The sequence below is a fragment of the Microbacterium sp. Au-Mic1 genome, from assembly GCF_021341785.1.
GTDB lineage: Bacteria > Actinomycetota > Actinomycetes > Actinomycetales > Microbacteriaceae > Microbacterium.
In genome coordinates, this window is record NZ_JAJTTF010000016.1 from 31,802 (window position 1) to 43,654 (window position 11,853).

The 11,853-nt window shown below is 69.7% G+C and carries 10 protein-coding genes; 2 read left to right on the plus strand and 8 right to left on the minus strand.

Annotation, left to right across the window (positions count from 1 at the left end; translation table 11 throughout):
- Positions 1-36 precede the first annotated feature (36 nt).
- The 4 genes from LXM50_RS17485 to LXM50_RS17500 form a co-directional block, all read right to left on the minus strand.
- Positions 37-2,535: an ATP-dependent helicase gene (locus LXM50_RS17485; protein WP_233312759.1), complete on the minus strand. Its 2,499-nt coding sequence runs from the start codon at positions 2,533-2,535 to the stop codon at positions 37-39.
- A gap of 153 nt (positions 2,536-2,688) precedes the next feature.
- A complete protein-coding gene (locus LXM50_RS17490) occupies positions 2,689-3,714 on the minus strand; it encodes an ABC transporter permease (RefSeq protein ID WP_233312760.1) in 1,026 nt (341 codons plus the stop codon).
- Positions 3,711-4,694, minus strand: coding sequence for an ABC transporter ATP-binding protein (locus LXM50_RS17495; protein ID WP_233312761.1), 984 nt, complete (start codon positions 4,692-4,694; stop codon positions 3,711-3,713). The genes LXM50_RS17490 and LXM50_RS17495 overlap by 4 nt, the downstream gene beginning before the upstream one ends.
- 47 nt (positions 4,695-4,741) lie before the next feature.
- A complete protein-coding gene (locus LXM50_RS17500) occupies positions 4,742-5,770 on the minus strand; it encodes a glycerophosphodiester phosphodiesterase family protein (protein ID WP_233312762.1) in 1,029 nt (342 codons plus the stop codon).
- A gap of 87 nt (positions 5,771-5,857) precedes the next feature.
- On the opposite strand from LXM50_RS17500, the gene LXM50_RS17505 reads away from it, so the two are divergent.
- Entirely contained in the window at positions 5,858-6,817 is a 960-nt protein-coding gene (locus LXM50_RS17505) for a Bax inhibitor-1/YccA family protein (RefSeq protein WP_233312763.1), read from the plus strand.
- Positions 6,818-7,049: 232 nt separating this feature from the next.
- Here LXM50_RS17505 and LXM50_RS17510 read toward each other — a convergent pair whose 3' ends face one another.
- Both LXM50_RS17510 and LXM50_RS17515 read right to left on the minus strand, forming a co-directional pair.
- A complete protein-coding gene (locus LXM50_RS17510; RefSeq protein WP_233312764.1) occupies positions 7,050-8,324 on the minus strand; it encodes an RNA polymerase sigma factor in 1,275 nt (424 codons plus the stop codon).
- 5 nt (positions 8,325-8,329) lie between these two features.
- A complete protein-coding gene (locus tag LXM50_RS17515; RefSeq protein WP_233312765.1) occupies positions 8,330-8,755 on the minus strand; it encodes a YciI family protein in 426 nt (141 codons plus the stop codon).
- 117 nt (positions 8,756-8,872) lie between these two features.
- Here LXM50_RS17515 and LXM50_RS17520 point away from each other — a divergent pair, with 117 nt between their 5' ends.
- The gene (locus LXM50_RS17520) at positions 8,873-9,547 is read left to right on the plus strand and encodes a DNA alkylation repair protein (RefSeq protein ID WP_233312766.1); all 675 of its coding nucleotides are present in this window, start codon (positions 8,873-8,875) and stop codon (positions 9,545-9,547) included.
- Positions 9,548-9,761: 214 nt separating this feature from the next.
- Here LXM50_RS17520 and guaA read toward each other — a convergent pair whose 3' ends face one another.
- Both guaA and LXM50_RS17530 read right to left on the minus strand, forming a co-directional pair.
- Positions 9,762-11,348 (minus strand): glutamine-hydrolyzing GMP synthase, encoded by a 1,587-nt coding sequence (gene guaA, locus LXM50_RS17525; protein ID WP_233312767.1) that lies wholly within the window; start codon positions 11,346-11,348, stop codon positions 9,762-9,764.
- Positions 11,345-11,830: a DUF3817 domain-containing protein gene (locus tag LXM50_RS17530; RefSeq protein WP_233312768.1), complete on the minus strand. Its 486-nt coding sequence runs from the start codon at positions 11,828-11,830 to the stop codon at positions 11,345-11,347. Before LXM50_RS17530 ends, guaA begins: the two co-directional genes overlap by 4 nt.
- Positions 11,831-11,853: the final 23 nt, after the last annotated feature.

An 11,853-nucleotide genomic window follows, 5' to 3' on the forward strand; every position in this document is an offset into this window, starting at 1 on the left:
CTCTCGCGCCGCGCCGCGCAGAGCGGTCCGACCGGATCAGATCTTCTCGATCGGGGCGATCTTGACGAGCAGCTTCTTCCGGCCCGCGGCATCGAAGCGCACGTGCGCGATCCGCTTCGCCCCTTCACCGGTGATCGCCTCGACCTTGCCCTCTCCGAAGTCGTCGTGCCGGATGCGATCTCCCGCGGCGAGTTCAAGGTCGCCGTTGTCGCGCACCTTCGCCGTGACCCGGTTCGGGAACTTGTCCATCGCGGTCGACAGCGGCTTGAGCCCGTCCCGCTTCGGCAGCGCCCGCGGAGCGAACCGGTCCCCCGAGCCGGATCCGCCGCCGAAGCCGCCCGATCCGGATCCGCCCGGGCGACGGGCGTTCAGCGCGCGGGACTGCATCCCGCCGCGCGAGTTCACGTCCCCCGGAGACTGCCGCCAGTCGATGAGCTCCGACGGGATCTCCTGCAGGAACCGGCTCGGCATCGCCACGGACACCTCGCCGAACTGGGCGCGGGTCATCGCGAGCGACAGGTGCAGGCGCTTGCGGGCACGGGTGATGCCGACGTAGAAGAGGCGGCGCTCCTCCTGCGGACCGCCCGGCTCGTTCGCGGAGATCCGATGCGGGATGAGGTCCTCCTCCACACCCGTCACGAACACGGCGTCGAACTCGAGCCCCTTCGCGGTGTGCATCGTCATGAGCGACACCACGCCCGACTCGTCCTCGAGGTCGTCGGCGTCGGAGACGAGGGCGACCTCGGTGAGGAAGTCGGCGATCGTGCCCTCGGGGTTGTTGCGGGCGAAATCGCGGGTCACGGCGATGAGCTCGTCGAGGTTCTCCAGACGCGCCTCGTCCTGCGGGTCGCGGCTCGCGCGCAGCGCGTCCATGTAGCCGCTCTGCTGCAGCAGCAGGGTCAGCCCCTCCGCGACGGCGGTGGGCGGCGCCACCTCGCCGGAGGCGGGAAGCATGATCTCCGTGGCGTCGCGCAGCACGGCGTCCAGCTGCGCGATGCCCGCCTGGATCTTCGGACCCACGCCGAGCTGAGTCGGGTGCGCGAGCGCGTCGCGGAAGCTCAGGCCGTGCTCCTCCGCGAAGCGCGCGATCGAGGTCTCGGTGACATCGCCGATGCCACGGCGCGGCTTGTTCAGGATCCGGCGCACGGCCATCTCGTCCGCCGGATTCGCGACGGCGACGAGGTAGGCGAGCGCGTCCTTGATCTCGGCGCGCTCGTAGAACTTGGTCCCGCCCATGATCTTGTACGGCACGGCGGAGCGGATGAAGATCTCCTCCAGTGCGCGGGACTGCGAGTTCGTCCGGTAGAACACAGCCATCTCGCCGTACGGCATGCCGGCACGCCGCAGCGCCTCGACCTCGTCGGCGACGAACTGCGCCTCGTCATGCTGCGAGTAGCCGGTGAAGCCGACGATCGAGTCGCCCGATCCCTTATCGCTCCAGAGCTTCTTGTCCTTGCGGTCGAAGTTGTTGCTGATCACGGCGTTGGCCGCCGACAGGATGTTCTGCGTCGAGCGGTAGTTCTGCTCCAGCAGAACGACCTTCGCGCCGGGGAAGTCGCGCTCGAACTCGCTGATGTTGCGGATGTCGGCGCCACGGAAGGCGTAGATCGACTGATCGGAGTCTCCGACGACCGTGAGCGACGCGCCAGGCTCTCCGCCGCCCGCTTCGTGCGGGTCGGGCTCGAAGATCATCATGCCGTTCGAGGCATACGGTTCCGGCGTGTTGCCCTGCACGGGCCGGGTGAGCTCGTGGATCAGCGCGTACTGGGCAGCGTTGGTGTCCTGGTACTCGTCGACGAGGATGTGCCGGAAGCGGCGCCGGTAGGTGTCGGCGACCTGCGGGAAGGCCCGGAACAGGTAGACGGTCTGTCCGATCAGGTCGTCGAAGTCGAAGGCGTTGGCCTTCTGCAGCTGGCGCTGGTAGTCGGCGAACACCTCGACGAAGACGCGCTCGGCCGGATCCGACATGTTCGCCTGTCGGGCGTAGGACTCGGCGTCCTGCAGCTCGTTCTTGAGCTTCGAGATCCGCGACTGCATCGCGGCGGGGGTGAAGCCGAACGCGTCGGCCTCATGGTCCTTCACGAGCCGCTTGATGAGCGCACGCGAGTCGCCGGAGTCGTAGATCGTGAAGGACTTGGTGAAACCGAACTGCTCGGCCTCGCGGCGCAGGATGCGCACGCACGCGGAGTGGAAGGTCGAGATCCACATGCCGCGCGCGGAATCCCCCACCAGCTGCTCCACGCGCTCGCGCATCTCTCCTGCGGCCTTGTTGGTGAAGGTGATCGCGAGGATCTGGCTCGGCCAGGCCTCGCGCTGGCGCAGCAGCAGAGCGATGCGGCGGGTGAGCACGCTGGTCTTGCCCGACCCCGCCCCGGCGACGATCAGCAGCGCCTGGCCCCGGTAGGTGACGGCGTCGAGCTGCTGCGGGTTGAGCCCCGAGAGCAGGTCGTCGGCCGCGGCGCCGGAGGTCGCTCCGTGCACCCCTCCGAAGGAGGATCCGGGCGGGAGGATGACGGGGGAAGGGGCTTCGCTCATGACCCCACAAGTCTAGATCCGACCGCCGACACTCCGACGTGCTGCGCGGCTCCTGAGCGCGGCGCGCGGCGTCCTTCGTCTCGCTGCGCTCGCTCAGGAACCGGTGTGTAGGCGCCGGGTTCGGGACAGACGTCGGTGCGGCGTGGTCGGGGCTCAGGCGATCCGGGTTCCGGGCGGCAGCCGCCGCGCCGGTGTGCGCGTGCGCGCCCATGCTCCTGCGAAGAGACCGGCGGCGATCACGATCTGGATCGCGAGTCCGACGAACCAGCTCGGCGTGGTGGATCCGATGATCTCCTTGGCCGTCGGGCGCCCGCTGTCGGGGCTCTCCAGGCAGGGGTCGTAGGTGTTCAGCGTCTGCGGAGGAAGCTGCGCGGAGCGCACCGAGAGCTTGATCCCGCCGAACACGTCGTCCGGGGAGCCGTATGCCGAATAGGTCGTCGGTGTGGCGTCGGCGAGCACCACGAACGGGTTCGCCGCGAGGAACCCCCACACGTAGTCGAAGCGCGGCTGCTGCATCGTGTGGGTCTCCCAGCGGTTGCAGTCCGGCCCGTCCTGCGAATCCCAGACGCGGCTGCGCACCTCGACATCGGTGCGGATCACGGATCCCGCCAGCCCGAAGGCCAGCAGAGTGCCGACGCACAGCGCGGCGACCACGAGATAGGTGTTCGCGACGGAGAACAGCGGCCGTGCGACCAGGCCGCTCCAGCCGACGCCGATCGCCGCGACGATCACGATCTCGGCCGCGAGCACGAGCAGCGAGACCAGCAGGACGTCGGGGCGCACGCTCCCCACCAGCATGGAGACCACGAGGAACGGGACGGCGACGACCAGGAACGCCGAGCCGGTGATGATCGCCGCCAGCAGCTTCCCCACCATGATGTCGCCGGTGCTGGCGAGCGTGATCTGCAGGCTCGCCAGTGTCGCCGCGTCTCGGTCCCCGTTGATGGACGATCCGCTGAGCGTCGGCGAGATCAGCATCACGAGCAGCAGCACCAGCAGGACGATCACGGAATAGGCGCCGGATCCGGCGGTCGGAGTGAACGAGAACGCCATGAGCGCGAGCACCGTGACGATGAGCAGGACGAGCGCGAACACGCCGAGCAGGATGTACCAGCCGGGACTGCGCAGTCTTTGCGTGAGCTCGAGACGAGCGATGGTCCAGATGCGCGAGGCGTTCATCGGGTGCTCCCCCCGTTGTCCGGCGCGTCCCCGAGGGAGAGAAACGCCTGCTCCAGTTCGCTCTGCGCCGGCGCGAACGCGCTCACGGCGAGTCCGTGCCCGACCAGACGGGCGAGCCCGGCCGCGGCGTCCCGGTCGTCCGTGAAGACGGCGAGCACATCGCCTCGATCGATGCCGAGCGACTCGGGTGCCACGCCCAGCGCCGCCGCCGTGGTCTGGCGCGGATCGGCGCCCGCGGGCGGCAGGCCCGTCGTTCCGCCCTCATCGACGGGTCCGGAGGAGAGGATGCGGATCCGCCACGCCCGCGCCTGCACCGCGGGGGCATCCACGACCGTGCCTGCGACGAGGAAGACCGTGTCGTCGACGACCTCCTCGAGCTCCGACAGCACGTGGCTGGAGATGAGGACGGCCCGTCCTTCCGCGGCGAGCCGGCGCAGCAGCACGCGCAGCTGCACGCGCGCCTCGGGGTCGAGGCCCGAGGCCGGTTCGTCGAGCAGCAGCACCTGCGGATCGTGCACGAGAGCGCGCGCGAGACCGAGCTTCTGCTTCTGACCGCGGGAGAGCACCTTGGCCGGGGTCGCCGCGAGATCGCGCAGGCCGACGAGCTCGAGCAGCTCCTCGGCGCGCGTCGCGGCCCGGTCCCGGTCGAAGTCGTGCAGACGCGCCGTCGTGACGATGCTCTCGCGCACCGTGAGCGCCGGCCAGGCACCGAGGGCGTCCGGCATCCATCCGAGCACGCGGCGGGCACCGGTCGGATCCGCGACGGGATCGACCCCGCCGATCCGGATGCTGCCGCGATCGGGCGCCAGCAACGACGCCAGCATCAGCAGCAGCGTGGTCTTGCCCGCGCCGTTCGGCCCGACCAGGCCGGTGACGCGCCCGCGCGCCGCGGTGAAGCTCGCACCGCGCACGGCCTGCACCGAGCCGAAAGACCGTGCCAGATCGGCGACGTGGATCCCACCCTCCGAAAGCGCATCCATAGGGTCAGCATGCCAGACGGCGTGCCGACGGCCGGTGCCTCACGCGGTCAGTCCCGGAATGCCCCGGTCCCGAGATCCGGATGATCCAGGAACACGCCGTCGAGTCCGGTCGCGGCGATCCGCGCCCACTCCGCCCGGTAGTCGCCGAAGGCGGCTCTGCCGACGCCGGTGCGGAATCGTCGGTCCAGAAAGGCGTTCTCGGGGCGGCACGTCCAGGTGAACACGACGAGTCCGCGCGCGTGCGCCTCCGCGACCAGCGCTGCTCCCGCCGCGGGATCACGGGGATCGAGCAGGATCCGCTTGTCCACGCTGATACCGTCGACCGCTCCATCTCCCCCGGCGCGGGCGAGGCGATCGAGACCCGCCGACGTGAGCGCGTCGGCGTACGTCGATGCGGCCTCGCCATCACGGGCGACGAGATCCGCCGGCGCCCCGCTCGCCTCCAGAAGGTAGATGTAGGTCCCCTGCACGCCCCGACCGCGGAGCTCGGCGAGGACGCCCTGCTCGAACGACTCGATCCAGAGGGGATGCTCCCCCGAGGCCCACCCGGCGTGCCTCAGGTCGCGCTCGACCAGCGCCGCCAGATCGTGCCCGATCCCGGCGAAGTACGTCGCGTGCTTGATCTCCAGTACGACGCCGAACTCCCGCCCGTGCTCGGCCGAGGACTCGGCGACGAGCACCAGCAGATCGGACAGCCGCAGGATCGGCTCGATGTCGTCGAAGCCCGCGGCTCCGGGGCGCAGCTCGGGGATCCGCTCCCGGCAGCGCAGCGTGGCCAGCTCCGCCCAGGAGAAGTCCTCGGTGAACCAGCCCGTGAGCGGCACGCCGTCGATGAGCTTCGTGGTGCGCCGGTCCGCGAACTCCGGATGATCGGCGACGTCGGTGGTGCCGGAGATCTCGTTCTCGTGCCGGATCACCAGCACGCCGTCACGCGTGGCGACGACGTCGGGCTCGACCGCGTCCGCGCCCATGGCGAATGCGAGGCGGTAAGAGGAGGCGGTGTGCTCGGGGCGATAGCCGGGAGCACCGCGATGGCCGATGAGCAGGGGGACGTCGAGCGGGATCCGTCGGGTCACGCTCTCAGCGTACGGCAGTGCCTCTCGCAGGATCCGCCGCTATCGTAGAGGGAAGATGACCACCACTTCTGAGGAGTGAGGCCGACCATGAGCAACTTCGTGTTCAACAACCCGGCGTTCAAGGAGAAGGATCCGCGCGCAGTCGCGACCTATCCGGGAGGCCCCCAGGCCGGTGCGCAGAACGGGCAGTACGCCCCGCCGCCGCCCGCCGGCCAGTTCGCCGCGGCCCAGCAGGCCGCCGTCAATGCGAACCTGGAGGGGATGTACACGGCCCCGTCCGCGGGCGCGATCGAGACCGACCGGATGACCGTCGAGGACACCGTGTGGAAGACCGCGGGCCTGTTCGGCATCCTGCTCGTCTTCGCCGTGGTCGGCTGGTTCTTCACGCTCGGCGGCGCGGCGGTGCCCGACACCACCGACCCGTACGTGAAGGCAGCCGCGATGAGCAAGATCGCGCTGTGGCCGTGGCTCGTCGGCGCGCTCGGCGGCTTCGTGCTCGCGATGATCGTCAGCTTCACCTCGCGCAAGAAGGTCCGCCCCGCGCTGATCTTCGCCTACGCGGCGTTCGAGGGTCTGTTCGTCGGTGGCATCTCCGCGTTCTTCGAGGTGATGTGGCCCGGCATCGTGCTGCAGGCCAGCCTCGCGACCGTCGCCGTCGTCGCGGTCACCCTGGCTCTGTTCGCGAGCGGCAAGGTGCGCGCCTCGAAGAAGATGACCAAGATCGTGATGATCGCGATGCTCGGCTACCTCGTCTTCTCGCTGCTGAACGTCGGCCTCATGCTCTTCAAGGTGCTTCCGCAGGACATGATGTTCGGCCTCTACAGCGCCAAGATCGCCGGCATCCCGCTCGGCCTCATCATCGGCGTGCTCGTCGTTTTCCTCGCCGCGTACTCGCTGGTGATGGACTTCGACCAGATCCAGCAGGGCGTGCGCAACGGCGCCCCTCGCGTCTACGGCTGGCTCGGCGGCTTCGGCATCATGGTCACCGTGGTCTGGCTGTACGTCGAGATCCTGCGCATGATCGCGATCGCTCGCGGCAACAATTGAGTCGGCTCGTGGCAATGCTGCGCAGCAGCGTTGACACGAGATCGACTCAAGGTTGAGCGAGCACCGGCGAAGCCGGAGCGAGACGAAACCCATCACGAAGGCCGCTCTCCTCGGAGGGCGGCCTTCGTCGTTCCCGCGGGGCCGCGTTTCGTCTCGGTCTGCGTTTCGTCTCGGTCGCTGCACGTCCTCGCTCAACGACCGTTCGGCGTCCTCGCGCAACGTCCCCCTGGCGTCAGCCGCGCGCCTTCTGCTCGAGCAGGGCGCGTTCCCGGTCATTGCCCGCGAGGGCGGCGGCGACCGCGAACTCCGACCGCGCCTCCGCCTCGCGCCCGAGCCGCAGCAGCAGCTCGCCGCGGGTGGCCGGCAGCAGGTGGTAGCCGCGCAGCGCGCCGTCCGCGGCCAGCGCGTCGATGATGCGCAGCGCCGAGGCGGGGCCCGTGGCCATCGCGACGGCGGCGGCGCGGTTGAGCTCCACGACGGGCGACGGCGCGATCCGTCCGAGCGCCTCGTACAGCAGCACGATGGTGGCCCAGTCCGTCTCCTCGACCGAGGGAGCGACGGCGTGGCATTCCGCGATGGCAGCCTGCAGCGCGTACGCGCCGCGCCCCCTGCCGAAGGCGTCCGCACGGGCCAGGGCGGCCCGTCCTCGGGCGATCCTTCCGCGATCCCAGAGGCGCCGGTCCTGATCCGCGAGGAGGATCGGATCCCCGTGCGCGTCGACCCGCGCGGGGAAGCGCGCGGCGGTGAGCTCCATGAGCGCGAGCAGTGCGTGCACGTCGGGCTCGCGGGGCAGGAGCGCGACGAGCACGCGGGCCAGCCGGATCGCCTCGCGCCCCAGGTCGGGGCGGAGCAGGTCCTCCCCCGCCGTCGCGGCGTGGGCCTCGTTGAAGACCAGGTAGAGCACGCCGAGCACAGCGCCGAGCCGCGCCGGAAGCTCATCCCGCGACGGCACCTCGAACGGGGCCTTCGCCGCGGCGAGCGTCTTCTTGGCACGTACGATGCGCTGCTGCACGGTGGCGACCGGCACCAGGAACGCCCGGGCGATCTGCTCGGTGGTGAGGCCGCCGACCACGCGCAGCGTGAGCGCCACACGTGCTTCGCGCGCCAGCACGGGGTGACAGGCGATGAAGACCAGGCGCAGCACGTCGTCGTCGATCGCGTCCGGATCCCAGGGCGGCGCGTCCAGCGCGGAGTCCTGCTCCCGTTCGAGATCGTGCGCGATCACGGCGAGCCGGTCGTCGTAGCGCTCGCGACGCCGCCACCCGTCGATCGCGCGGCGCTTGGCGACAGCCGTCAGCCAGGCGGCGGGGTTGGCGGGCACGCCGTCCCGGGGCCACTGAGCGAGCGCCTCCAGCATCGCATCCTGGGCGAGGTCCTCCGCGAGGCCGAAGTCGCCGGTGAAGCGGGTCAGGGTCGCGACGATGCGCGCGGACTCGATGCGCCACACCGCCGCGACGGCGCGCTCCGTCGAGGAGCCCGCCGTCGCCGGGGAGTCGGTTCCTGGCATCGGCCTCACTCGGCCGCGCGGGCGGCCGCCTCCTCGCGCCAGCCGGCCTCCTTCTGGATCCACTCGTTGTCGGCCGGGAAGTCCTCCAACTCGGTGACGCGGCGGACCTCGAGGTACGCACCGGGGCTGAGCGGAGCACGCTTGGCCCACTCCGCCGCTTCCTCGCGCGTGGACACCTCGATGATCCAGAAGCCGTTGAACAGCTCCTTCGTCTCGCCGTAGGGGCCGTCCGTCACCAGGGGCGCCTCGGCCGAGAAGTCGACGACGAAACCCTCCGCGGCGTCCGTGAGCCCCTCGCCGGCGAGCAGCACACCCGCCTTGATCATCGACTCGTTGTACCGCCCCATCGCCGCGATGACCTCTTCGAACGGCATGTCCTCGTACGCCCGCACACCCTGGTCGTCCGCGCGCATGATCAGCATGAACTTCATGATCTCTGTCTCCTCATCGGGGGTCGTGTCTCGACCCTCTCATTCAAGACGTCGAACGAGAAGACACCGGATCGACACCTCATCGAAGATTCTCCGAAGTTTTTCTAGACTCCCCAGATGACGTTCTCCTCTGCGCTCGCGACGGAGATCCGCGAGGCCCTGCGCACGGCCGCGGATCCCGCTCTCGCACCGGGCCAGCAGGCCTACATGAAGTCGACCATGCCGTTCCTCGGCGTGCGGGTGCCCGAAGCGCGCCGGCTCACTCGCGAGGCCGCGCGCGGGATCACGGACGTCGACGAGTTGCGCGAGGCGGCCCTCGACCTGTGGCGTGCGGCCGAGCACCGTGAGGAGCGCTATGCGGCGCAGGCGCTGATGGCGCTGAAGCCGCTGCGTGGACGGCTGGATCTGCTCGACGTGCACGAGGAGATGATCCGCTCCGGCGCGTGGTGGGACCATGTCGACGAGGTCGCGCACCGTCTCGCCGACCTGCTGGACGCCCATCCCGAGGAGCTGTCCGTGGAGCTGCGCGTGTGGGCGGATGACGAGGACCTCTGGATCCGGCGCGCGGCGATCATCGCGCAACTCGGCCGCGCGCAGCGCGTGGATCGGGCACTGCTCACCGACGCGATCGAGCCGAACATCGCAGATCCGGAGTTCTTCATCCGCAAGGCGATCGGCTGGGCACTGCGGGAAGTCGCACGTCACGATCCCGACTGGGTGCGCGAATTCATCGACGCGCACCCCGGCCTCTCGCCCCTGAGCCGCCGCGAGGCGCTCAAGCACCTCGGCTGAGACCCGGATCCCGATCGCCATCTTCGGAGATGTCCAGGATCGTCGGATCCGATCCGGAAATCAGTCCGAGAATCGAGTACGTCTCCGAAGACAGTGGAAGGGCGCGAGCCGAAGCCCGCGCCCTCCCGAACGTCACTATCGGGAGATCACTCCCACTCGACCGCTGGCGCGGCCGAGTGCCACCGGTGCCATTCGTCGAGCGGGAGCTCCTTCGTCACTCCCACTCGATGGTTGCCGGCGGCTTCGACGTCACGTCGAGCACGACCCGGTTGACCTCGGACACCTCGTTCGTGATCCGGTTCGAGATCTTCGCCAGCACGTCGTAGGGCAGACGGGTCCAGTCGGCGGTCATCGCGTCCTCGGATGACACCGGGCGCAGCACGACGGGGTGGCCGTAGGTGCGGCCGTCACCCTGCACGCCCACGGAGCGCACGTCGGCGAGCAGCACGACCGGGCACTGCCAGATGGTCTGGTCGAGCCCGGCGAGCGTGAGCTCCTCGCGAGCGATCGCGTCGGCCTCGCGCAGGATGTCGAGACGCTCGCGGTTGACCTCGCCGATGATGCGGATGCCGAGACCCGGCCCGGGGAACGGCTGGCGGCCGACGATCGCGTCGGGGATCCCGAGCTCGCGACCGATCGCGCGCACCTCGTCCTTGAACAGGGTGCGCAGCGGCTCGATCAGGTCGAAGTCGAGGTCGTCGGGAAGGCCTCCGACGTTGTGGTGCGACTTGATGTTCGCGGTGCCGGCACCGCCGCCGGACTCGACGACATCGGGGTACAGGGTCCCCTGCACGAGGAACTTGACCTTCTCCCCCGAGGCCTTGGCCTCTTCGACGAGGTCGCGCTGCACCTGCTCGAAGGCGCGGATGAACTCGCGGCCGATGATCTTGCGCTTGGTCTCCGGATCCGTCACGCCGGCCAGGTGGCCGAGGAACGTGTCGGCCGCGTCGACGGTGATGAGACGCACGCCCGTCGCCGCGACGAAGTCGCGCTCGACCTGCTCGCGCTCGCCCTTGCGCAGTAGACCGTGATCCACGAAGACCGCGGTGAGCTGGTCGCCGATCGCCTTGTGCACGAGCGCGGTCGAGACGGCGGAGTCGACGCCGCCCGACATCGCGGAGATCACGCGGGCGTCGCCGACCTGGGCGCGGATCCGCTCGACCTGCTCGGCGATGACGTTGTCGCTGTTCCAGTCGGCGGGCAGGCCCGCCCCCTTGTGCAGGAAGTTCTCGATGATCTCCTGACCGTGGTCGGAGTGCTTCACCTCGGGGTGCCACTGCACGCCGTAGAGCTTGCGCTCCTCGTCCGCGAACGCGGCGACCTTGGTGGAACCGGTCGAGGCGAGAACCTCGAAGCCCTCGGGGGCGCGGGCGACCTGGTCGCCATGGCTCATCCACACGTTCTGCTCTGCGGGCTGACCGCCGAGCAGCGTGGAGTCGTTCACCGGGATCATCGCGTCGGTGGCGCCGTACTCGCGCAGGCCCGTGTTGGCGACCTCGCCGCCGAGCGTGCGCGCCATGTACTGGAAGCCGTAGCAGATGCCCAGCGTCGGGACCCCGAGCTCGAACACGGCCGGGTCCAGTTGCGGCGCGCCCTCCTCGTAGACCGACGACGGACCGCCGGAGAGGATCAGGGCGACCGGGTTCTTGGCCGCGATCTCGGCGGCGGTCGCCGTGTGCGGCACGATCTCGCTGTAGACACCGGCCTCGCGGACGCGGCGGGCGATCAGCTGCGCGTACTGCGCACCGAAGTCGACGACGAGGGCGGGGCGCTGCTCGGTGTCGGGAGTGTTGTCGGTCAACGGGCACCTTCCGTGGCGGGAGTGGTCGAGGAGGTCTGGTCGGCGGAGGCTTCCCGCGTGGCGAGGTACGCCTTCACCTCGCGGGCGACGCGGGTCTCCATGATGAAGGAGAGGAACGGCACGACGCCGCCGAGGGCGAGCAGGATGAAGCGCAGGAACGGCCAGCGCATCAGACTCCACACCCGGAAGCACGCGAAGAGGTACACGACGTAGAACCAGCCGTGCGCGACCAGGATCCCCATCGAGAGGTTCAGACCGTTGCCGGTGGATTCGAGGCCCCCGTGCAGGCCCTCGACGACCGGGGCGAACCAGAGGAAGCCGCCGGATCCGCCGGCGAAGAGCTCGAGATGGATCGGGGTGTACTTGAGGACCATCTCCGTGACCAGGAGCAGGAGCATGACGCCGGTGATCACGGAAGCGATCTGGTAGAACTTCAGCGCCCCGCGGATGGCCGGGAAGCTCGCGGCTTTCGGTTCGGGCATGGGTCTATTCTAAGCGGCCGACC

Excerpts from the sequence above, each read along its gene's own strand:
- LXM50_RS17485 (WP_233312759.1), bottom strand. The coding sequence starts at position 2,535 with ATGAGCGAAGCCCCTTCCCCCGTCATCCTCCCGCCCGGATCCTCCTTC.
- LXM50_RS17490 (WP_233312760.1), bottom strand. The coding sequence starts at position 3,714 with ATGAACGCCTCGCGCATCTGGACCATCGCTCGTCTCGAGCTCACGCAA.
- LXM50_RS17505 (WP_233312763.1), top strand. The coding sequence starts at position 5,858 with ATGAGCAACTTCGTGTTCAACAACCCGGCGTTCAAGGAGAAGGATCCG.
- LXM50_RS17510 (WP_233312764.1), bottom strand. The coding sequence starts at position 8,324 with ATGCCAGGAACCGACTCCCCGGCGACGGCGGGCTCCTCGACGGAGCGC.
- LXM50_RS17495 (WP_233312761.1), bottom strand. The coding sequence starts at position 4,694 with ATGGATGCGCTTTCGGAGGGTGGGATCCACGTCGCCGATCTGGCACGG.
- LXM50_RS17530 (WP_233312768.1), bottom strand. The coding sequence starts at position 11,830 with ATGCCCGAACCGAAAGCCGCGAGCTTCCCGGCCATCCGCGGGGCGCTG.
- LXM50_RS17515 (WP_233312765.1), bottom strand. The coding sequence starts at position 8,755 with ATGAAGTTCATGCTGATCATGCGCGCGGACGACCAGGGTGTGCGGGCG.
- LXM50_RS17520 (WP_233312766.1), top strand. The coding sequence starts at position 8,873 with ATGACGTTCTCCTCTGCGCTCGCGACGGAGATCCGCGAGGCCCTGCGC.